Source organism: Streptomyces soli (genome assembly GCF_003999195.1).
Taxonomy (GTDB): Bacteria; Actinomycetota; Actinomycetes; order Streptomycetales; family Streptomycetaceae; genus Actinacidiphila; species Actinacidiphila soli.
Genome location: NZ_RJVR01000176.1, coordinates 30,933 through 51,864 on the forward strand (window position 1 = coordinate 30,933; position 20,932 = coordinate 51,864).

Genomic DNA, 20,932 nt, shown 5'->3' on the forward strand with positions numbered 1-20,932 from the left:
GGCGAGCGGAACGGCCCAAAAAAACAACGAGCCGGTGTCCGCACCTCGCGGTGCGGACCCAGCTGCGTCGAAGGGTTCAGCGTCAGGCGGGAACGATGTTCTCGGCCTGCGGGCCCTTCTGGCCCTGCGTCACGTCGAAGTTCACCTTCTGGCCCTCCTGAAGCTCACGGAAGCCGGAGGTGGCGATGTTCGAGTAGTGGGCGAAGACGTCGGCGCCGCCGCCGTCCTGCTCGATGAAGCCAAAGCCCTTTTCCGCGTTGAACCACTTCACGGTGCCACTAGCCATGTCAAATCTCCTTCGGGGCAATACCCGGAGGTCCGCACTGTGCGAACCCCGCGTCGCTGTAATGATTGCCCTGTCCGGAAGCAAAGCACCGGAAATACAAAAGAGCGCCTATCAGCAGAGAAAGCCGACAAGAGCACTTGAAGTCTTTGGGAACCACAACTGCAACTGTGATCAACCGTAGCACGGTGCGAGCGGCTGGGCGCGGCAAGTGATATCGCTCCGCCCGTTACGCCATAAACCCTCACCGCGCATTGCGATAATTTCTGCACCGGCGACAGTAGATATTCGCTCCGCGGAACGCGGCACTCCGGTCGTCAGGAAGCGGCGGCCCCGTCCGGGTCCGCCGCGGGGCGGCGGCGCAGTTCCTCGTTGAGCCGCAGGGCCTCCTCGAGCTGGTCCTCCAGGATGACGATGCGGCAGGCGGCATCGATCGGCGTACCGCCGTCGACCAGCTCGCGGGCGCGGGCGGCGACGCGCAGTTGGTAGCGGGAGTAGCGGCGGTGGCCGCCCTCGGACCTCAGAGGGCTGATGAGCCGGGCTTCGCCGATGGCGCGGAGGAAGCCGGGTGTGGCGCCGATCATCTCGGCGGCGCGGCCCATCGTGTAGGCGGGGTAGTCGTCGTCGTCGAATCGATCGGTGTGCTGCGGTTGGGTCTCTGGGGGCACTTGCACCTCTTCTTGCTTCCTGGTTCCAGGTCCTTGGGGCGCGTCGAGGGGCCCTGGTGCCGTTTGGCACCAGGGCCCCGAGGGATGTCAACACCATCTGTCGGCGCTGTGCGCCGACTTTTGTATTCCGCACGTCCGCCTGGGAGGCCGGAGGTGCGGGGATCGCGGATGCGTGACCGGGGACCACCTTCCAATCCGGGGGCCTGCGGTACCCGAGCGGACTACACACTCGCTCGGGCGATCCTGATGGCGTCTACTCCTCTCTTGTGCGTCTTCTTGGGCCGGTACTACTGGTACTGCTCTGTGCTGCGGTACTGCTCGGCGGCCCCTGGGGCCGCCCGACCCGGCAACCAGCCGTGGGACCTTTCCTGCACTTCCTGGCCCCATGACTCCGTTGCCGTGCCGGTTGTTGACTCGTTTGGCTACGAGAAAAACCCTAGCCGTGGGACGAAGGCATGTCTACTGCGGCCGCGATAGATTTCCCCGATTCGGAGCAGCAGGTTTTCTGCCACGGCCGCAGGGTCACGGGGAGCTCCCGAGGGTGATCGACTTCTCCCAGGGCACCCGCTTCCCGACGCCCCACCAGCAGGCCGCCTTCGTCACCGCCTCCACCCGCATGCTCGCCGGCCTGCCCTACCTGCGCCGCTACGCCTGGTTCGGGCTCCCCGCCTCCGATTCCGAGCCGAGCAGCGGCCTCTTCCGCAGCGGCCCGGTGGCCACCGAAGCGGGGCGCGCCTTCGAGGCCGCCCGCTGAAGGTCTCAGGCCAGTGACGTGAGCGTGCTCAGCACCGGTGCCCGGCGGGCGGTGTCGAGGACGACGATCCTGCCCTCGGCGTCATGGACCGTGGCCAGCCCGGCGTGCACGCGCAGCCGTGGAGCGGGGCCGCTCGGGAAGGTGACGCCGGCCCACTCCCTCGGCGGACGCGTCCCGCTGGTGCCGCCGCTGTGTGCGCCGCTTCCGGCGGAGTCCGCCATGCCACGCAGCCCGCGCAGCGCCTTCGGGGAGGCCTCGTCCACCCCGGCCGTCGCCCGCAGGTCGGGGCTCGCGGAAGGATCGGGCGGCAGCAGTGCGGCCGCCGGTGGCTGCGGCGGTTCCAGCGCGGCCAGCGTGTGCCTCGCGTAGCCGCTGAGGTCCAGCCATTCCGCCGGGTCGAGCTCGGGCAGGTCCGCGGTGTCGTACGTCCGCACCTCTCCTGCCTGCGGCACGTCGATCCGCCCGGCGCGCGGTCCGTCCGCCAGCGGCAGGCCGGGGGCCCGTTCGGCGCGTACGGTCTCCGGCTCGGGCAGCACCACCAGCCAGTCGCCGGTGGGGAGTCGGTGCACGGTGACGCCGGGACGCCACAGCTCCAGTACGCGGGCGCGGGCCTCGGTCCCGCCGATCAGCGGGGCGGCGAGGACGAACGCCCGGGCCTCGACGCTGCCCCGGAAGCGCTGGGTGGTGGTCATGCCTCGCTCCGCAGGGTGAGCAGCCGGTTCCCGGTCGCCAGGTCGGCCACGTCGATCGTGCCGTTCTGGCGCTGTACGGCGAGCAGCGGGAGGCTCGGGTGCAGAGCGGGCGGGTGCGGGGAGCCGGACCATTTGGTGAGTACGGTGTCGGCCACCGGGCCACGCAACCTCAGGAGCAGGCCCGAGGCGGAGCGGGTCACCAGGTGCGCCTGGCCCCCTTCCACGAGGACGACGCCCAGCGGTTCCTCGCCCTCCTCCGTGCGCCGGGTGCCGGGGTGCAGGCCGTCCGGCCCGGCGAACCGCCACACGTGTCCGGCCAGAGACCGGGCGTGGGCGATGCCGGGGCCGAGGACGGCATGGGCCTCCTTGAGGACCTGCTCGCCCGGCGGAGGCGCATCGCGGGTCGAGCGCGGTCAGCTGCGCGGCCCAGGGCGCGAGATGCGGCGGAAGCCCGTCGGCGCCGGTCACACCCGGTCCTTTCGCGGGAGTGGGCGCAGCTGCTCCTCCGCCACCGGGCGCTGCGGCTTGGGCGCCGAGAGCAGCAGGCCGGGGAGGAGGACGACGAGCGTGTGGGCGTCGGGCACTTGGCGGGCCGCGGCCCTCGCGACCAGGCCAGGGTCGGGCCGCAGGGTCAGGTACATCTGAACGGAGCCCACTCCCCCGTGCGGGCGACAGCCCGTTTCAGCCGCCCGTGCGGTCAGATGAGGCCGCGCGCCATGGCGCGGAACTGCGTACAGCCGTCGCGCTTCCGGAAGAAGTTGCTGAAGTCACACCCGGCTCACGGAAGCCGAGGTGGCCGGCGATGTCCGCAGCCGTGGCGTCGGTGTGGACGAGGAGGCGCTTGGCCTCCAGCAGGATGCGGGCGTCGAGGTACTGCTTGGCCGTGGAGCCGGTGGCGGCGAGGGTGGTGAGGGTGAGGGTGAGGGTGAGGGTGCGGGGGCTGGGCTTACCCCGCCGAGTTCCGCATGACCCAGGCCGATAGCGACAACGCCCCCGAGGTCCCCTCGATCCCGCCGCTCCTGGCCGGCGGAAGCCGCTGACGGTGGCTTGACCGTGCGCTGACAGCGACTGTCCATTCCGTCATACGGACAGTCCTTGACGACCTCGGCCGGCTCTTGAACGATCGCCGCATGAAGTCCGGTGTGGTTCTGACCTGCCGCCTGCACGTCGATCTGCGACGCCAGGCGAGCGACATGTGTGCGCACTGACTCTTCTTCTCCTCCTTCGCCTGTGCTGTCCTTGGAGCTTGATCCGCGAGATCCGTGTACCGCGATCGCCCGCAGGTCCGCCGTACGCGCCAACTCCCGACGTCGACGAGACCGCGAGGATTCCCCGTGATCAGATTTGAGGGCGCTGCCAAGCGCCACCCGGACGGCACCGTCGCCGTGGAGGGGCTTGACCTGGAGGTGCCTGCCGGACGGACGACCGTGCTGGTCGGGCCGTCGGGCTGCGGCAAGACGACGATCCTGCGCATGGTGAACCGTATGGTCACGCCGACGGCGGGGCGGGTGCTGCTGGACGGCGCCGATGTGGCGGGGCTGGACGCGGCGAAGCTGCGGCGGGGGATCGGGTACGTGATCCAGCAGGCGGGACTGTTTCCGCAGCGGCGGGTGCTGGACAACATAGCCACGGTCCCGTATCTGCTCGGGTGGGACCGCAAACGGGCCCGGGCGAGGGCCGCGGAGATGCTCGAACTGGTGGGCCTGCCACCGGAGACGGGACGGCGCTACCCCTTCCAGCTGTCGGGCGGTCAGCAGCAACGGGTCGGAGTGGCCAGGGCGCTGGCGGCGGACCCGCCGGTGCTGCTGATGGACGAACCCTTCAGCGCGGTGGACCCGGTGGTGAGGGCGGGGTTGCAGGAGGAACTGCTCCGGCTCCAGGCCGAGTTGCACAAGACGGTGCTCTTCGTCACGCACGACATCGACGAGGCGGTACGGCTCGGGGACCAGGTCGTGGTGTTGCGCGACCACGGACACATAGCCCAACGTGCTGATCCGCACACCCTGTTGACCAGCCCGGCCGACCAGGACGTGACCGCCTTCCTCGGCCCCGGGCGCGGCCTGCGCGGGCTGGGGCTGGTGCCCGCGACCGGGGTCGAGCTCGACGGCCTCGGTCGCGCCGACGGCTGGGAGCTGGCCCTGGACGCGGAAGGCCGGCCGACCGGGTGGACCGGCCCCGACGGCCAACTGCAGGGCCCCGCCCCGGTCTTCGTACCGGCCCGGGACAGCCTGCATGCCGCGCTGGACGCCGCCGTGCTCTCCCCGAGCGGCCTGGCCGTCGCCGTCGACGCGGAGACCGGGCGGGCGGTGGGCACGGTCAGCCGGGCAGGCATCCTCGGCGCACTGGCCGCCGGTGCGGCGGCCGCCGGTACATCGACCGGCACGTCGGCCGGTACGGCGAAGGTGCCGGGTGGGCGGCAGCCGTGACGGACGAACCTCTGGTCCGGTGGGGCTGGATCGGCAGCCACCTCGCGTATCTGCGCGACCTCACCCTCGACCACGCCGTGATCGCTCTCGTCCCGGTGCTGATCGCCCTGGTGATCGCGGTGCCGCTGGGGCTGCTCTGCACGCGCTTCCCGAGGCTCTACCAGCCGGTCGCCCTCGTCTTCAACGTGGTGTACGCGCTGCCCGGCGTCGCGGTGTTCGTGGTGCTGATCCCGTACACCGGACTGGCCACCCGCACCACGGTCATGATCCCGCTCACCTGCTACGCCCTGGCGGTCCTGGTGCCGGCCACGGTGGACGGGCTGCGCGCGGTCCCCGAGGCGCTGCGGCAGTCGGCGACCGCGATGGGCTACGGCCCCTGGCGCCGGCTCGCCGCGGTGGAACTCCCCGCCGCCGTCTCGTACGTGGTCGCCGGGCTGCGGGTGGCGGCGGTGTCGAGCATCTCGCTTGCGGCGGTGGGCGCGCTGATCGGGCGGGGCGGCCTCGGCTACCTCTTCATCGACGGCTTCCAGCGCACGTTCCCGACCCCTATCGTGGCCGGCATCGTACTGGTCGCCGCGCTGGCCCTGGTCACCGATCTGGCCCTCGTACTCGCCCTGCGGCTGCTCGCGCCCTGGGCCGCGCATGAGCGCCGGGCCACCCGCCGGCAACGAGGAGCGACCCAGTGAACTGGCTCGACTGGATCAGTGCGTTCGTCAACGACCCTGCCCACCGCAGCGGCCCGGACTCGATCGTCCACCGGGTCGGCGAGCATCTGGCCTTCACCGGCGAAGCGCTGCTGTGGGCAAGCCTGCTGGCGATCCCGGCCGGGCTGCTGATCGGCTACACCGGGCGCGGCGCCTTCGCCGTGACCGCGCTGGCCGGCACCGCCCGCGCCCTGCCCACCCTCGGCCTGGTCACGCTCGCCGTGCTGCTGGCCAAAATCAGCGACCTGACGGTCCTCATCCCGCTGGTCGCGCTCGCCGCGCCGTCCCTGCTGGTGGCCGCCGCCGAGGGGGTGCGCGGTACCGATCCGCAGGTCCGGGACGCCGCGCTGGGTACGGGTCTGACGCATCGTCAAGTCCTGTTCAGGGTCTGCCTCCCGGCCGCTCTCCCGACGCTGCTGGCCGGCCTGCGCACGGCGACCGTCCAGGTGATCGCGACGGCCACGGTCGCCGCGTACGTCGGTCTCGGCGGCCTCGGCCGCTATGTGATCGACGGCCTCGCCACGAAGAACTACCCGACCACGGTGGGCGGCGCCCTGCTGGTCGTCCTGCTCGCCGTGGGCGCCCAACTGCTGTTCGCCCCGCTGATCCGCTACTCGCTGCCGCCAGGTGCGCGCGCGCAGCGCCGATCCCTCACCCCGAAGGAATCCCTGTGACGAAGAACCTGCTCGCCAGACCGTCCGCGGCCGTCACGCTGGCCACCCTCGTCCTGGGCGCGACCGCGTGCGGCGGCTCCGGCAGCGATCCGCTCGCGAACAGTTCGAAATCCTCCGGCGGCGGTGGGACCGTAACAGTCGGCTCCGCGAACTTCCCCGAGAACGTGCTGCTCGCCTCGATCTACTCGCAGGCCCTCCAGGCCAAGGGCATCAAGGTCACGGAGAAGTTCAACATCGGCAGCCGCGAGGTGATCTACGGGCAGGTCAAGAGCGGCAGTCTGACCGTGCTGCCCGAGTACAACGGCTCCCTGCTGACCTACCTGAAGGCGAAAGCCGCGTCGAGCGACGAGGCGGCGGTGAACGCGGCCCTCGCCAAGGCGCTGCCCTCCTCGCTCACCCTCCTGGACTCCTCTGCGGCCGAGGACAAGGACTCGCTCACCGTCAGCAAGGCGGTCGCCGACAAGTACAACCTGAAGAGCATCCCCGACCTCAAGGGCCACGCGGCCGACTTCGTTGTCGGCGGCCCGCCGGAGTTCAAGACGCGCGACGAGCAGCTCTTCAAGGATGTCTACGGGCTGACCTTCAAGGAGTGGAAGGCCACCTCGGACGCCACCGCCAACGCCCTCAAGGACGGCACCGTCCAGGTCGGCGACATCTACACCACCGACCCGCGGATCATCTCCTTGAATCTGGTCTCCCTCGAGGACCCGAAGCACCTCTTCGACGTCCAGAACGTGACCCCGCTGGTCCACAAGGGCGACCTCAGCGACAAGGGCGTCGCCGCGCTCAACGCCGTATCCGCCAAACTGGACACTGCCGGGCTGGTTCAGCTGATGAAGCGGGTCGGCACGGACAAGGAGGACCCGGCGGTCGTGGCGAAGGACTGGCTGTCCTCCAACGGCCTGGCTTGAGCAGCACCCCGTACGGAGGAGTCGTCGTGAGCGTCGTCGCCGCCTTTCCCCTCGGCGCGGCGACGACGCTCGCCGAACTCACCCGTGACCCGCACCCCCGGCTGGCCCTGCTGCGCACGCACGAACCCGTCTCCTGGCTCCCCGAGCTGGGTGGCTGGCTGGTCACCCGGCGCGATCTGGCGCTGAAGGTGATGCGGGACCCCGAGGCCTTCACGGTGGACGACCCCCGGTTCTCCACCGCGCAGGTCGTCGGCCCCAGCATGCTCTCCCTGGACGGCGCCGAACACGCCCGCCACCGCGCGCCGTTCACCGCCCCTTTCAGGCCCCGGGACGTTCACACCGGCTTCGCCGCCCTCATCGAGCAGGAGGCCGACCGCCTGCTCGCGCCCCTGGAGGCGGCCGGCGCCGCCGAACTGCGCCGGGACTTCGCCGGCCCGCTCGCCGCCGCCGTCATGGCGGAGGCCCTCGGTCTGGAGGGGACCGCCGAGGACCTGCTCACCTGGTACGACGCCATCGTCCGGGCGGTTTCGGAGCTCACGGAGGGACGCGACCCGGGACCGGGCGGCGCTCAGGCCTACGCGGAGCTGAAGGCGGCCGTGGCGCGGACCGTCGCCGGAGGCCCTTCGCTCCTGGCTGAAGCGGCGGGCTCGGGCTCCCTCAGCCCCGCCGAGGTGGTGTCCAACGCGGCGGTGCTGATGTTCGGCGGCCTGGAGACCACCGAGGCGATGATCACCAACGCCCTGTTGCACCTCCTGGCCCACCCGGACCAACTCGCCCTCGTACGCGCCGATCCCGGGCTCCTCGACGCCGCGATCGAGGAGTCCCTGCGCCTCGAACCCGGCGCGGCCGTCGTCGACCGCTACGCCACCCGCGACCTCACCCTCGGCCCGGCCGCCCACATCCGCGCCGGCGACCTCGTCACCGTCTCCCTGGCCGGCGCCAACCGCGACCCGGCCTTCTTCACCGACCCCGACCGCTTCGACATCCGCCGCCACAACGCCCGCCTCCACCTGGCCTTCGCCCACGGCCCCCACCACTGCGTCGCCGCCCACCTCGCCCGCCTCGAGACCCGCGTCGCCCTCCACCGCCTCCTCCACCGCCTCCCCGCCCCTCACCTCGACCCCGCCCACCCCACCGCCCCCCAGGGCCTGGTCTTCCGCAAGCCGCTCTCCCTGCGTGTCCGCTGGGGGACCGTACGGTGACCGGCCCCCCCCGGGGGGGTGTCGTGGGGCGAGGCCGCACGGATGCTGGCGCGCTGCTGGGCAGTCCTGGGCTTGGCGTACGCCGTGCTGAGTGTGGTGGGCGAGTCGACGTTTGCGCTGTTCGGGCCGGTCGTGATGATGCTGACCCAGTGGGCCATGGCCCGGCACCCGCACTGGGTTGCGGCGGGCATGGCGACGGTCGTCGGGATCGTTGTCGGCGGAGTGACGGTCGACGGTCTGCGGCCGCATCTGGACCGGCTGGTGGCGGACACGCTGTCGGTGGCGGTGGCCGTGCTGTTCTCCCTGGTCGTCTTCACGCTCGCCTCGCGGACGAGGGCCGGGGCCGGTCGACGCAATGGGATGGGCCGCTGGTCGGAGTAGCGTTAAGGTCTGAGTTTCGGGGTCGTACTGATAACGAGGGGGCGGCCGGGGATGGCGCCGGACGAGGCCGTGGTCGGCTGTACCGGGGTGGTGATCGTCGGGACCCGCGGATCCGCCGGTCCTGGTGAGATCCTGGTGAGTATCCGGGGTGGTTCGGAGGCGTTTCTGGCCTGGTCGGAGCGGCCTCTGCCGAAGGGGGCGCCGGTGTTGGTGGTCGAGTCCCGGGGCGAGCGCCAGGTCGATGTCATCGAGTGGGCAGATCCGTTGGACGCGTTGGCCGGCGATGCCGGCGACGCCGGTTGAGGAGACTGAGGATGTTCGGTTACCGCGTTCCCGCGCCTGATGAGGCGATGCTGATCTCGGGTGGCAGGCGTGGACTGCAGGGTGCGCCGTTCCGCGTGGTGACCGGCCACGGGAAGTTCGTCCTGCCGATATTCCGCAAGACCCGCTTTCTGACGCTCGCGATGTGCGAGGCGGAGGTCGATGAGACGTGCGTGACCCGGCAGGGCATCGTGCTGACGGTGCGGGCGGTGATCGCGTTCAAGGTGGGGAATGACACCGAGAGCATCGTCAACGCGGGCCAGCGATTCCTGTCCGACCAGGACCAGATGTCGGTGCTGACCGGGCGGATCTTCGCGGGGCATCTGCGCTCGATCATCGGTTCGATGACGGTCGAGGAGATCGTCACCGAGCGGCAGAAGCTCGCCACTGAGGTGCTGGAGACCTCGAAGACCGAGATGGCGAAGATCGGTCTGATCGTGGACTCGCTGCAGATCCAGTCGATCGACGACGGGGAGACCGGCTACATCGCCGCGATGGCGGCCCCGCATAAGGCGGCCATCCAACGGCAGGCCCAGATCGCGCAGGCGCAGGCCACCCAGCTGTCGGTCGAGGCCGAGCAGGTGGCGGCGCGGAACCAGGCGGAGTACGCCCGGCAAACCGCGGTGGTGAAGGCGCAGTACTCGGCGGAGGTGGAACGGGCGCAGGCGGAGGCCGCGCAGGCCGGGCCGCTGGCCCAGGCGCACGCCCAGCAGGAGGTGCTGGCGGCGCAGACGGAGCTGGCACAGCGGGCGGCTGAGCTGCGGCAGCAGCAGCTGGTGGCGGAGGTCGTGAAGCCCGCCGAGGCGGAGGCGGAGCGGATCAGGGTGCTGGCCCTGGCCGACGCCGAGCGGATGAAGATCCAGGCGGAGGCGGCGGCTTCGTACGACCGGGTGGCGCTGGACCGGATGCTGATCGACCAGCTCCCGCTGATCGTCAAGGAGGCGGCGGGCGGCCTCGCGGGCGCCAACGTCAACGTGCTCAACGGCGCTGACGGGCTGGGCGAGATCGCGGCGGGCCTGGTCGGCCAGGGCCTGACGATCCTGGACTCGGTCAGGCAGAACCTGGGCTCGCCGCAGAGCCGTGCGGCGGACAAGGACGGGGACCCGAACGGCCGGGCGTCCGGCGGACCGATCGAGATCCAGTAGCGGGGTCCCGGTAGCGGGGCTCCCAGCAGGGGGATCCCAATAGCGGGTTTACGCAAGGCCCCGGCCGCTGACCCGGCCGGGGCCTTCGTGCCGTTCTGTCCCGGTCTCGGCGCCCGGTCCGTAAAACTCCCGCCCAAGGCGAGGCAAAGGCCTTGGGCCGTGGCTGTCCGGCCGGGACAGGGCTCGGATACGTTCTGGCCATCGCTTAGCTCCATCACAGCGGATCCAGAGATCCACTGGGTCTACGCGTGTCAATTGGCATGTCATGCCCATGACATCAGCCCATGTTCAACCGAGGAACCGCGCCCGCACCCGCCGAGAACCCCCACTTCCGGCTCTGGCACCGCGACCGGCCACACCCCGGCCCCGCGCTGCCGGCCTCGATCAGACGGAGGCGCAACCATGCGTCGTGAACGCATCCGAACGCCCAGACCCAGCCTGCGCAAGGCCCTCACCGCCGCCCTGACCACCAGCTGACGCACCACCCCGCGCGGGCCCCGGCCGTCTCCCCACGGCCGGGGCCTTCGTCTGTGGATCCTGATGCGGGTGTGGCACGTCAAACCGGAAAGGAGGCCCACCCATGCGCCGTACGACCCCCCACGCGACCCCTCACCTCACCATCCGCCGCGTCCCGCTCGCCGCCCTCGCAGCGTCCGTGCTCCTGCTGGCAGGCTGCGGCTCACAGACCGTCGGCTCCTCCGCCGGCACCGCGCCGTCGCCGCCGGCCTCGTCCTCGGCCTCGCCGTCCGGCACGAACAGCGGCGGCGGATGCTCGGCCGAAGTGACCCTCGCCGCTGACGACAACGGCCGTACGGTGTGCGTGACCTCGGGCGGAACGATTCGGCTGACCCTGGACGGGACCACCTCACGCCCCTGGGCGGCCGTCGAGGCCACCGGCAGCGCGCTCGAAGCCACCAACGCGGGCATCACCGTCGCGCCCGGCGACGCCGCCTCGGCCTTCCACGCGGTGGCCGCCGGCACGGCGCAGCTCAGCTCCACCCGGCCACTGTGCGCGCAGGCGCCGGGCAAGGTGTCCTGCAAGGGCCTCCAGCTGTGGACCGCCCATGTCACCGTTCGTGCGAGTTGACACGCGACGGACCACCGGCGGGAAGCCCCGCCGGTGGTCCGTCGCCTGCGCGGTTGAGCGCCTACGCTCCTACGACATCGCCGGGAGGCTGTAGACGTGGCCGGGCGTCACGATGCGGGTGATGGCCTGGGCGAGGAGGGTGCTCGGCTCGTACCCCCGGTACAAGGTGTCCGAGTTGGAGAGAATCACCAAGGTCGCCTCGCTCTGCGGCAGGTAGACGACTGCGCTCTGGTAGCCGGGCAGTGAGCCGTTGTGCCCGATCCAGCCGTGGTTGTCGAAGACGCCGACGCCGTAGGCGGTGTCGGGGAAGCCGGTGGATCGGCGACGCCGAAGGAGCGGACGTACTGACCCTTCCCCGGAATCCAGAGCCCGATTGTGACCCCGGGCACTCCGGCCTGGCGCATCACGTCGCTGATCGCCTTGTCGAGCTTCTTGACGGCGGAGGGGCCCAGCTGCCGGTGTGCGGCGGTGGGCGCCGCTGCCACGGGGGCGGCGAGCGCTATGGACAGTGAGGTGGCGGCCAGTGCCGCTGCGATCCTGCGCTTCATGTCTGCGAACGTAGGTTGGGCGGATCACGGCGGCGACCGGTCAGCCCCTGCTTCCGGCCACTCGGGTGACTACCGCCGAGTCGGCGGTGTCCGCCGCCGGCCCATTTCTTTCTGCGTCTCTCGCGCCGCTTCGCGGGCTTTGAGGTGCTGCGCCGACTTCCGGCCGTCCTGCCCGGGTACCGTCTACTCTCCGACACCGCTGGGCGGCTGCCGGTAACGTCTTCGGAAGTTTGCCTTGTCGCTGTGGGGAGTTTGCGTACTCCTGGTGACACTGAGGCCCATGAACGCCATTGACCGTCGCAGATTCATGCAGCTCGCCGGCGGCACCGCCGCCATGTCCGTCCTCTCCACGAGCATCGCCCGGGCCGCCGAAATTCCGGCGAACCGCCGTACCGGCAGCCTGCGGGACGTGGAGCACATCGTTGTCCTGATGCAGGAGAACCGCTCCTTCGACCACTACTTCGGCTCGCTGCGCGGCGTTCGCGGCTTCGGCGACCCGCGCCCGGTGACGCTGCCCAGCGGTAAGCCGGTCTGGTACCAGTCCGACGGCACGAAGGACGTCCTGCCCTTCCACCCGACCGCCAGCAACCTCGGCCTGCAGTTCATACAGGACCTCCCGCATGGCTGGAACGACACCCACGCCGCCTTCAACAACGGCAAGTACGACAAGTGGGTGCCGTCGAAGTCCGCGACGACGATGGCCTACCTGACGCGTGACGACATCCCGTTCCACTACGCGCTGGCCGACGCCTTCACGATCTGCGACGCCTACCACTGCTCCTTCATGGGTTCCACGGACCCGAACCGCTACTACATGTGGACCGGCTACACGGGCAACGACGGCTCCGGCGGGGGCCCGGTGCTCGGCAACGACGAAGCCGGCTACTCGTGGACGACCTATCCCGAGCGCCTGGAGAAGGCCGGGGTCTCCTGGAAGATCTACCAGGACATCGGCGACGGCCTCGACGCGAACGGCTCGTGGGGCTGGATCGACGACGCCTACCGGGGCAACTACGGCGACAACTCGCTGCTGTACTTCGACCAGTACCGCAACGCCAAGCCCGGCGACCCGCTCTACGACAAGGCCCGCACCGGCACGAACGCCAAGGCGGGCGACGGCTTCTTCGACATCCTCAAGGCGGATGTGAAGGCCGGCAAGCTCCCGCAGGTCTCCTGGATCGCGGCCCCCGAGGCCTTCTGCGAGCACCCGAACTGGCCGGCGAACTACGGCGCCTGGTATATCTCGCAGGTTTTGGACGCGCTGACGGCGAACCCCGAGGTGTGGAGCAAGACCGCCCTGTTCATCACGTACGACGAGAACGACGGCTTCTTCGACCACATCGTGCCGCCCCACCCCCAGTCCGGCCGCTCGACCGCCGACCTCACCAACGAGCTCCTCACCCCCTCCGGCTCCGACACCCACGTCGCCGGGCCCTACGGCCTGGGCCAGCGGGTCCCGATGCTCGTCGTGTCCCCGTGGAGCAAGGGCGGCTGGGTGAACTCCCAGGTCTCCGACCACACCTCGATCATCCGCTTCATGGAGAGCCGCTTCGGCGTCCACGAGCCCAACATCTCGGCCTGGCGGCGCGCGGTCTGCGGCGACCTGACCTCGGCCTTCGACTTCGCCAAGACCGACACCAAGGTGCCCGCGCTCCCCGACACCAGCGGCTACCTCCCGCCGGACGGCAACCGCCACCCCGACTACGTCCCGACGCCCCCGGCGAATCCGACGCTGCCCCGGCAGGAAGCGGGCCTCCGCCCCACCCGCCCCCTCCCGTACGATCTCGCCGCCGACGGCGTCGTCACCTCCGCCGGCCACCTGTCGGTCACCTTCACCAACCCCGGCGACGCGGGCGCCACCTTCCACGTCGTCTCCACGACCGACTCCAACGGCCCCTGGACCTACACGGTCGAGCCCGGGCGCCGGCTGTCCGGCGACTGGACCTTCAGCGGGGACTACGACTTCTCCGCGCACGGCCCCAACGGCTTCCTGCGGCAGCTGAAGGGCCACATCCCCGGCCCCGAGGTCTCCGCCCGTCACGAAGGGGACAAGCAGCAGGTCCGCCTGGTTCTCACCAACGCCGGCCCCGCCACCGTTCGCCTCACCATCACCGACGGTTACCGCGAGGAGAGGCCGGCCACTTACCGCCTCCGCCCCGGTGCCCGCGTCGTCCACACCGCGCACACCGACGGCAGCCACGGCTGGTACGACCTCGCGGTGACCTCGGATCACGACACGGCCTTCCTCCGCCGGCTGGCCGGCCACGTCGAGACCGGTCGGCCCGGCGTGAGCGACCCGTCCTTCTGAGCCGCCGGCTCCGAACAGCAGCTCAGCCGGACAGCCCGAGGAGCCTGGGGAGCTCCGCGGCGGCGATTCCGAGGCCCGTCGGACCAGGGATGGTCAGGGCGGGCCTCGGATGGTGCCGGAGCAGGGCGGACTCCTGGTAGCGCCGGCAGTCTCGGTGCCAGTTGAGGATGCCGGCCATCCAGTCCTGCAGCTCCACGACATAGCCGTCGAGGATCCGGCGGGCCTCGGCGCTGAGGTCGAAGTCGTCGTAGAGGACGGGTAGTTCGTTCTCGGCGACGTGCTCGAACTGCCGCATGCGGGAGGTCATGAGGTCGTCGATGATGGCGAGGGCGGTGGGGTAGTCGCAGTCGAAGAAGTTCTGGACGACGAGGATTCCGTTGTGGACCTCGCCCTCGAACTCGATCTCCTTCTGGTACGAGAAGCAGTCGTTGAGCAGGCAGGCGTAGTCGGCGGCGGCATTTTCCAGGGACTGCAGGGGACCGCTGCTGTAGATCTCGTCCGGGACCTGCCGGCCGTGGCCGATCCGGGACAGGCTCATGGTGAGGTCGGAGCCGAAGGTCTTGCGGCGCATCTCGATGTAGTCGACGGGGTCGGGGACGCGGTTCTGGGCCTGGTTGGTGAGCTCCCAGAGCCAGCCCTCGGTCATGTTCTCGACGGCGGTACGGAACGAGCCGCGGGCGCCCTCCTCCATCGGCCCGGCGGTGCGGGTCCAGAGGTCGGCGAGGCCGCGCTCCATCGCGTTCGCCGGGGCGAGGGTGAAGTGGCCGTCGACCGGCATGAAGGCCGACAGGCGGTCGTTGCAGAGCTTCGCCCCGGCCAGGTCGCGGCGGTGGCCGAAGACGACAGGGTAGTAGTCGTCGCCGTACGTGCCCCAGGCCAGCCAGGCCGACGACAGGTCGAGCTCGGCGGGGGTGGCGTCCGGGTCGAGCCCGGCGGAGCAGAGGGGCAGGTCGTAGTCGATGATCTTGCCCTCGTCCCACACCCCCTCTTCGAGAATGCCGACGCCGTGTGCCCAGGCCACCACGTTGTCGCGGGCCTCCTCCAGGTGCGGGCTGAGGGTGACCGGGAAGGGCATGAAGAAGTCGGGCAGCCGGGACGCCCCCACCCGCTGGAACGGCACGTGGGTGAAGCCGCGCAGCCGGGCGGATTCGGCGCGGGCGGTGGTGAGCTTGAGGTTCGCCGCCGAGACGCCGATGCCGCTGGGCCCGGGCAGGGCGGCTCCGGCCCCTCCGCCGTTCATGTACCGGCTGGAGCGCATGTGCCACTCCAGGCCGCCGGACTGCCAGTCCTGCAGTCCCTTGACGTACGCCAGGACATCCGCGCAGGACAGCGGGTCGAGTCCGGTCTCGACGAAGAGCGGGGGCAGTTCGGTGAGCGCGGTGTTCTCGAACTGCTGGAGGCGCGAGGTGCGCAGGTCGTTGACGGCTTCGGCTGCCTGCTGCGTAGTGCAGTCCAGGAAGGTCTCCAGGACGAGTACGCCGTTGCTGTTCTCGCCCTCGTTTTCGACCTCACGCTGGTACGAGAACAGGTCGTTGCACAGGTGGACGCCGTCGGAGAAGGCGTCCCGCAGCACCCGCATCGGCCGGGACGCCGCGATCACGTCGGGGACCTCGGCCCCGACCGCGTACTCGACGAGCCCGGCGGACCAGGGCGCTCCGCCGACCTTGCGGCGCATCTCGATGTACTCCACCGGATTGGGAATCCGGTGCGCATTCATGTTGGACAGCTCCCACAGCGATTCGTTGAGCAGATTCTCGGTGCTCTCGATGAACCGCTCCCGCCATTCCATGGACATCGAGGGCACGGTCCGCGCCCACAGGTCCGCGAGCCCCGCCTCGACCGGATTGGTCGCCTCGGGAATCCCGGCAGCCTCCAGGTCCCTCGGCATGAAGGCGGGCAGCCGGTCGAGATAGGCTTTACCGCCCTCGCGGTCCTGGGTGCGCTTGAAGAGTTCCAGAAAATGGTCGTCGAAGAAGAAGACCCACACATACCAGTCGGTCACGAGCGAGAGCGCGGGACCGTCGCAATCCGGGTGGGTGCAGGAGCAGAGGAGGGCGTAGTCATGGGAATCGAGATCCTTCTCCTCCCAGATGCCCGAGCCTTCGAGCATCCCCATCCCGCGCGCCCATTCCCGGGAATGGGCGCGCGCCTCCTCCAGGTGGGGGTTCAGTCGGGCCGGATACGGCATGTAGAACTCAGGTAGTTCAAAAGGCTGTTGCTGCACAGGTCAGGACTACCCGGGGTTGCAAATGGCTATCCCAGTCCTGAAATGGTCATATCAGTACATAAAAAAGGGAGGCGTGATGGCCAGGACGTTGACGAACTGGGCGGGCAACGTCGAGTTCGAGGCGCGGCGGCTGCACCGCCCGGCCTCGGTGGCCGAGCTGCGCGCCCTCGTCGCCGCGAACGACCGCGTGCGGGCGCTCGGCGCGGGCCACTCCTTCAACCGGATCGCCGACACCTCCGGCGTCCTGGTCAGCCTTGACGACCTGCTGCCGTGTGTCATCGACGTCGATCCCGGTCGCCGTACGGTCCGGGTGGGCGGCGGCGTACGGCTGGCCGAGCTGTGCGCGGAGCTGCGGCGCCACGGGCTGGCGCTGCCCAATCTGCCGTCCACGCCGCACTTCTCCGTCGCCGGCGCGGTCGCCACCGGCACTCACGGCTCGGGGGACGGCAACGGCACGCTGGCCGCCGGCGTCAGCTCCGTGGAGCTGGTCACGGCGGACGGCTCGCAGGTCGTCCTTTCCCGGGGGGAGGACGACCTCGAGGGCGCGGTGACCTCGCTGGGCGCGCTCGGGATCGTCGAGGCGCTCACCTTCGACCTGCGGCCAGGCTTCGAGGTCGAGCAGTACGTGTACGAAGGGCTGCCCTGGTCCGCGCTGGTCGACCACCTCGACGGCATCTACTCGGCCGCGTACAGCGTCAGCGCCTTCACTGACTGGGACGGCTCGCTGCGGCTCTGGGTCAAGCGCCGCACCGGCGATCCGCTCCCCGACCTCACCTGGACCGGCGCCCGGCCCGCCGACGGCCCGCGCCATCCCATCGACGGCATGCCCGTCGCCAACGCCACCGGGCAACTCGGCGTCCCCGGGCCCTGGGACGAACGGCTCCCGCACTTCCGCGCCGGCTTCATGCCCAGCGTCGGCGACGAGCTGCAGTCCGAGTACTTCGTGCCGCGCGCCGACGCGGCCGAGGCCGTGAAGGCGCTGCGCGAGCTGCGGGCGTTCATCTCGCCGGTGCTCCAGGTCGGCGAGATACGCTCCATCGCCGCCGACACCGCCTGGCTCAGCCCCAGCCACGGCCGCGACAGCATCGCCTTCCACTTCACCTGGATCGCCGACCCGTCCGCCGTCGCCCCGGTCCTCCTCCGCATCGAGGCGGCCCTCGCCCCCTTCGGTGTCCGCCCGCACTGGGGCAAGCTCTCCTCCATGGACCCGGGCACGGTGGCGGCGTCGTACGAGCACGGGCACCGCTTCCGCGAGCTGCTGGGGCGCCTCGACGCGGCGGGGAAGTTCCGGAACGAGCTGATCGACAGCTACTTCCCCAGCGACTTGTAGAAGAAGGTGCAGGGCTGCAGCACACCGGCCGGATCCGCCGCGTAGTCCGGCACGACCGCCATCTCGGTCCAGCCCGCCGAGCGGTACAGTCGCTCGGCGGGGCTGCCGGCCTCCGTGTCCAGGAGCAGCAGCTTCACCCCGGCCTCGGCGGCGGCCTGCTCCGCCAGGGCCAGCAGCTCGCGCCCGAGGCCCTGCCCGCGGGCCTGCCGGTGGACGATCAGCTTCGCGATCTGGGCGCGGTGCCACCCGTTGGGCTTGTCCTCGGGGGCCAGGGTCACGGTGCCGGTGAGCCGTGCGCCGCTACGGGCCGCCCAGATCAGCAGCCGGCCCTCGGCGACGGCCGGGGCCAGCTCCTCCCACCAGGAGGCGGCCGCGTCCTGGCCGAAGGGGGAGAGGAAGCCGAGCGAGGAGCCGCTTTCCACGGCGTCCACGAGCAGGTCGGCCAGTTCCTTGGCAGAGGCGAGCAGTTCGGCGGCGGAGAGCCGGCTGATCGTGGGCACGGACGCGGTTCCTTTCACAGCGGCATGACTCACGGCAGTACGACAAAGACCACATAGCGGACCGGCTCCGGCCCCGGGCACTCGAAGCGGGTCCCGCCCCACAGCCGGAACCGCAGGCAGTCCCCCGGCCCCAGCGTGTACGCCTCGCCCTGCACCGTCAGGCCGAGGGACCCCTCCAGCACCCAGACGTGCTGCTCAAGGCCCGGCACGGGCGGCGCGTCGTAACTGATCACCGCCCCCGGCCGCAGCACCCCCTCGACGACCTCGCCCCGCAGCCCCGCGTGCGGCGCGGACACGGAACGCCGTACGAAGCCGGACTCGGCGTCCGTCCACACCATCTGGTCGGCCGCGCACACCAGTTGGGCGGGATGCGCCTCAACCTCGCTGAGCAGGCGCGACATCGTCAGCCCGTACACCGAGCAGAGGCGGCCGAGCAGGGCGGCGGTCGGGCTGATCTCGGCCCGCTCCAGCCTCGACAGCGTCGACCGGCTCACGCCGGTGCGGTGGGCGAGGTCGTCCAGGGACCAGTCGTGCTCCGCGCGGAGCTCCGCGAGGCGGGCGGCAAGGCGCGCGTCGACGTCGTCTCTCATATCCAGGATTCTATCCCGAATATGAGAGACGTCAGGGGTCTTGGTGGTCTCGCTGTCAGAGGGTCAGGCCTGCTGCTGCCGGCTCGTCGGACGCAGCCCCAGCGGCGCGGCGATCTCGGCGGCCATGACCTTGCCGGCCTCCTCGGCCAGCCTCTCTTCGTCGCCGCTGTTGTCGTCCGTGTCGAGGCCATCGAGCGCGTCGAGCGGGCTGTCGAGCCGCACGTGGGCGACCAGTGACTGCAGGGCGCGCAGCGAAGCGGACGCCGTGGGGCCCCAGTTGGAGAGGTACGAGAACTGCCACCACCACAGCGCTTCGGTGACGCGGCCGGCGCGGAAATGGGCCAGGCCGTGCGAGAGATCGGTGACGACATCGGCCAGGTCGTCCGAGATGCGGCAGGCGACCGGCGTCGAGCGCGGGACGTACGGGTCGAAGACCTCGGAGTAGACGTCGATCGGCTCCAGCAGCACCGCCAGGCGCTCGCGCAGCTCGTCGGCATCCGGCTCGGGGCCGATGTCGGGCTCGTAGCGCTCGTCCGGGAGGATGTCCTCGTGCGCGCCGAGACGGCCGCCGGCCAGCAGGAGCTGGGAGATCTCGAGCAGCAGGTAGGGCACCGCACTGTCGGGGTCGTCGCCCTTGGCCACCTCGCGGACCGAGAGGATGAAGCTCTCGATCTGGTCGGAGATCTGGACAGCGAAGTCGTTGGGATCCAGCGCGTTGTCAGACATCAAGCAGTCGCCTTCCTTCAAAGGCCCGACCGAGCGTGACCTCGTCGGCAGCAGCTTCCATTACGCCCCTCGCACCGCTTCGCGGGCTTCGGGTCGCTGCGCCGGACTCCGTCCGGCGAACGTGGCACATGGCGGGCTCACACATCCAGCAGCCGCCTCCCCTCAAAGGCACGCCCCAGAGTGACCTCGTCGGCATACTCAAGGTCGCCACCCACCGGCAGGCCACTGGCGAGGCGGGTGACCTTCAGCCCCATGGGCTTGACCATGCGGGCGAGGTACGTCGCTGTCGCCTCGCCCTCCAGATTCGGGTCGGTGGCCAGGATCAACTCGGTTACGGTGCCGTCGGCGAGCCGGGCCAGCAACTCCCGTATCCGCAGGTCGTCCGGGCCGACGCCCTCGATGGGGCTGATGGCGCCGCCGAGGACGTGGTACTTGCCGCGGAATTCACGGGTGCGCTCGACCGCGACGACGTCCTTGGACTCCTCGACCACGCAGATGACCGCGGGGTCGCGTCGCGGGTCGCGGCAGACCCGGCACAGGTCGGCCTCGGCGACATTGCCGCAGGTCGCGCAGAAACGGACCTTGGCCTTGACCTCGGAGAGGACGTGCGCCAGCCGGCGTACGTCCGCGGGGTCGGCCTGGAGGATGTGGAAGGCGATGCGCTGCGCGCTCTTGGGACCCACGCCGGGCAGCCTGCCCAGTTCGTCGATCAGGTCCTGAACCACGCCTTCGTACACCGTCGGTACGCCTTTCCGGACTTCTTGGGACTTCTCAGAACGGCAGGCCGGGCATGCCGCCCAACCCCTGGGCGAGCGGGCCCAGCTTCTGCTGCTGAAGCTCCTGCGCGCTCGCGTTCGCATTGTGCACGGCGGCGACGACCAGGTCGGCCAGCGTCTCCGTGTCCTCAGGATCGACTGCCTTGGGGTCGATGACCAGCCCCCGGAGCTCACCGGCTCCGGTCACGGTCGCCTTCACCAGGCCGCCGCCCGCGCTTCCCTCGACCTCGGTCTCGGCCAGCTCCTGCTGGGCCGCGGCGAGGTCCTCCTGCATCTTCTGCGCCTGCTTCAGCAGCTGCTGCATGTTGGGCTGGCCACCACCGGGGATCACGGTCTCGCTCCTGCCGTACGACAACGATGTGCGGGTAGGGCGAGCCTACGTGTTCCCAGGCCGGTGCGCCCTACACCCCAAGGAGGAGAACGGAGGTACTAGGACCTGTCCGGCCCTAGTCGTTCGAAATCTCCTCGATCACGGTCGCTCCCAGCTCGCGTACGAACAGGTCGTGGCCGCTCAGCGCGGTGTCGTCGAGGTCGGGGTCGTCGTCCTCCGGGATGTCGTCCTCGATCGGCGGCGGCTCCGGGGTGTCCTGCCGGGGCGCGGCGGCCGCCGCCCGTGGCGCGGGCGGCGGCGGGGCCTGCGCCTGGGGCGGCGGGCTGTACTGCGGCTGCTGCTGGGGCT

24 protein-coding genes and 2 pseudogenes are annotated in these 20,932 nt (G+C 70.6%); 12 read left to right on the forward strand and 14 right to left on the reverse strand.

Translation table 11 applies throughout. From position 1 onward, the window contains the following. Positions 1-82: 82 nt before the first annotated feature. Positions 83-286, reverse strand: coding sequence for a cold-shock protein (locus EFK10_RS15235; RefSeq protein WP_010985872.1), 204 nt, complete (start codon positions 284-286; stop codon positions 83-85). Between the two features lie 314 nt (positions 287-600). Next, positions 601-951: a MerR family transcriptional regulator gene (locus EFK10_RS15240; RefSeq protein ID WP_127356232.1), complete on the reverse strand. Its 351-nt coding sequence runs from the start codon at positions 949-951 to the stop codon at positions 601-603. Positions 952-1,492: 541 nt separating this feature from the next. Between EFK10_RS15240 and EFK10_RS15245 the strand changes: the two genes are divergently transcribed. After that, positions 1,493-1,705 (forward strand): glycoside hydrolase family protein, encoded by a 213-nt coding sequence (locus tag EFK10_RS15245; protein WP_127356233.1) that lies wholly within the window; start codon positions 1,493-1,495, stop codon positions 1,703-1,705. 5 nt (positions 1,706-1,710) lie between these two features. Here EFK10_RS15245 and EFK10_RS15250 read toward each other — a convergent pair whose 3' ends face one another. The 3 genes from EFK10_RS15250 to EFK10_RS47425 all read right to left on the reverse strand — a co-directional run bounded on the left by EFK10_RS15250 (position 1,711) and on the right by EFK10_RS47425 (position 3,038). Then, the gene (locus EFK10_RS15250) at positions 1,711-2,397 is read right to left on the reverse strand and encodes a bpX6 domain-containing protein (RefSeq protein WP_127356234.1); all 687 of its coding nucleotides are present in this window, start codon (positions 2,395-2,397) and stop codon (positions 1,711-1,713) included. Next, positions 2,394-2,705, reverse strand: a complete 312-nt coding sequence (locus EFK10_RS15255) for a hypothetical protein (protein WP_127356235.1) — start codon at positions 2,703-2,705, stop codon at positions 2,394-2,396. The genes EFK10_RS15250 and EFK10_RS15255 overlap by 4 nt, the downstream gene beginning before the upstream one ends. A 156-nt stretch (positions 2,706-2,861) precedes the next feature. Next, a complete protein-coding gene (locus tag EFK10_RS47425; protein ID WP_164836011.1) occupies positions 2,862-3,038 on the reverse strand; it encodes a hypothetical protein in 177 nt (58 codons plus the stop codon). Positions 3,039-3,731: 693 nt separating this feature from the next. Between EFK10_RS47425 and EFK10_RS15265 the strand changes: the two genes are divergently transcribed. From EFK10_RS15265 to EFK10_RS15305, 9 genes are all read left to right on the forward strand, one after another. Next, positions 3,732-4,823 carry an ABC transporter ATP-binding protein gene (locus EFK10_RS15265; RefSeq protein WP_127356236.1) on the forward strand — a complete coding sequence of 364 codons (1,092 nt, stop codon included), beginning with the start codon at positions 3,732-3,734 and terminating at the stop codon, positions 4,821-4,823. Continuing rightward, positions 4,820-5,509 (forward strand): ABC transporter permease, encoded by a 690-nt coding sequence (locus EFK10_RS15270; protein WP_127356237.1) that lies wholly within the window; start codon positions 4,820-4,822, stop codon positions 5,507-5,509. The genes EFK10_RS15265 and EFK10_RS15270 overlap by 4 nt, the downstream gene beginning before the upstream one ends. Next, positions 5,506-6,201: an ABC transporter permease gene (locus EFK10_RS15275; protein WP_127356238.1), complete on the forward strand. Its 696-nt coding sequence runs from the start codon at positions 5,506-5,508 to the stop codon at positions 6,199-6,201. The genes EFK10_RS15270 and EFK10_RS15275 overlap by 4 nt, the downstream gene beginning before the upstream one ends. After that, on the forward strand, positions 6,198-7,112 hold the full coding sequence (locus EFK10_RS15280; RefSeq protein ID WP_206305460.1) for an ABC transporter substrate-binding protein: 915 nt from the start codon (positions 6,198-6,200) through the stop codon (positions 7,110-7,112). The genes EFK10_RS15275 and EFK10_RS15280 overlap by 4 nt, the downstream gene beginning before the upstream one ends. A 26-nt stretch (positions 7,113-7,138) precedes the next feature. Next, entirely contained in the window at positions 7,139-8,314 is a 1,176-nt protein-coding gene (locus EFK10_RS15285; protein ID WP_127356239.1) for a cytochrome P450, read from the forward strand. Between the two features lie 18 nt (positions 8,315-8,332). Beyond that, on the forward strand, positions 8,333-8,695 hold the full coding sequence (locus tag EFK10_RS15290) for a hypothetical protein (RefSeq protein WP_206305461.1): 363 nt from the start codon (positions 8,333-8,335) through the stop codon (positions 8,693-8,695). Between the two features lie 51 nt (positions 8,696-8,746). Then, positions 8,747-8,998, forward strand: a complete 252-nt coding sequence (locus EFK10_RS15295) for a hypothetical protein (RefSeq protein WP_127356241.1) — start codon at positions 8,747-8,749, stop codon at positions 8,996-8,998. An 11-nt stretch (positions 8,999-9,009) separates the two neighbouring features. Then, entirely contained in the window at positions 9,010-10,161 is a 1,152-nt protein-coding gene (locus EFK10_RS15300) for an SPFH domain-containing protein (protein WP_127356242.1), read from the forward strand. Positions 10,162-10,741: 580 nt separating this feature from the next. Continuing rightward, the gene (locus EFK10_RS15305) at positions 10,742-11,248 is read left to right on the forward strand and encodes a hypothetical protein (protein ID WP_127356243.1); all 507 of its coding nucleotides are present in this window, start codon (positions 10,742-10,744) and stop codon (positions 11,246-11,248) included. Between the two features lie 69 nt (positions 11,249-11,317). Here the strand turns inward: EFK10_RS15305 and EFK10_RS52645 are convergent. After that, positions 11,318-11,563, reverse strand: a pseudogene (locus EFK10_RS52645) (serine hydrolase); the annotation flags it as partial. A gap of 513 nt (positions 11,564-12,076) precedes the next feature. Here EFK10_RS52645 and EFK10_RS15315 point away from each other — a divergent pair. Further along, complete coding sequence (locus tag EFK10_RS15315; protein WP_127356245.1) at positions 12,077-14,104, forward strand: phosphocholine-specific phospholipase C; 2,028 nt, start codon at positions 12,077-12,079, stop codon at positions 14,102-14,104. A gap of 22 nt (positions 14,105-14,126) precedes the next feature. Here EFK10_RS15315 and EFK10_RS15320 read toward each other — a convergent pair whose 3' ends face one another. Continuing rightward, positions 14,127-16,292, reverse strand: coding sequence for a terpene synthase family protein (locus EFK10_RS15320; RefSeq protein WP_127356254.1), 2,166 nt, complete (start codon positions 16,290-16,292; stop codon positions 14,127-14,129). Positions 16,293-16,407: 115 nt separating this feature from the next. Between EFK10_RS15320 and EFK10_RS15325 the strand changes: the two genes are divergently transcribed. Then, complete coding sequence (locus tag EFK10_RS15325) at positions 16,408-17,661, forward strand: FAD-binding protein (protein WP_127356246.1); 1,254 nt, start codon at positions 16,408-16,410, stop codon at positions 17,659-17,661. On the opposite strand, the gene EFK10_RS15330 is transcribed toward EFK10_RS15325, so the two are convergent. The 7 genes and pseudogenes from EFK10_RS15330 to EFK10_RS15355 form a co-directional block, all read right to left on the reverse strand. Beyond that, positions 17,640-18,161, reverse strand: coding sequence for a GNAT family N-acetyltransferase (locus EFK10_RS15330; RefSeq protein WP_127356247.1), 522 nt, complete (start codon positions 18,159-18,161; stop codon positions 17,640-17,642). The two genes, EFK10_RS15325 and EFK10_RS15330, sit on opposite strands and share 22 nt — an antisense overlap. A 29-nt stretch (positions 18,162-18,190) precedes the next feature. After that, positions 18,191-18,751 carry a helix-turn-helix domain-containing protein gene (locus EFK10_RS15335; protein WP_127356248.1) on the reverse strand — a complete coding sequence of 187 codons (561 nt, stop codon included), beginning with the start codon at positions 18,749-18,751 and terminating at the stop codon, positions 18,191-18,193. 63 nt (positions 18,752-18,814) lie between these two features. After that, positions 18,815-19,477: a DUF5063 domain-containing protein gene (locus EFK10_RS15340; protein WP_127356249.1), complete on the reverse strand. Its 663-nt coding sequence runs from the start codon at positions 19,475-19,477 to the stop codon at positions 18,815-18,817. Then, positions 19,470-19,673: a hypothetical protein gene (locus EFK10_RS53265; RefSeq protein ID WP_407647082.1), complete on the reverse strand. Its 204-nt coding sequence runs from the start codon at positions 19,671-19,673 to the stop codon at positions 19,470-19,472. Before EFK10_RS53265 ends, EFK10_RS15340 begins: the two co-directional genes overlap by 8 nt. Then, positions 19,615-20,214 (reverse strand): recombination mediator RecR, encoded by a 600-nt coding sequence (recR, locus tag EFK10_RS15345; protein WP_127356250.1) that lies wholly within the window; start codon positions 20,212-20,214, stop codon positions 19,615-19,617. The genes EFK10_RS53265 and recR overlap by 59 nt, the downstream gene beginning before the upstream one ends. 34 nt (positions 20,215-20,248) lie before the next feature. Further along, a complete protein-coding gene (locus tag EFK10_RS15350) occupies positions 20,249-20,584 on the reverse strand; it encodes a YbaB/EbfC family nucleoid-associated protein (RefSeq protein ID WP_127356255.1) in 336 nt (111 codons plus the stop codon). A 115-nt stretch (positions 20,585-20,699) separates the two neighbouring features. Beyond that, positions 20,700-20,932 (reverse strand): annotated as a pseudogene (locus tag EFK10_RS15355) (DNA polymerase III subunit gamma/tau); the annotation flags it as partial.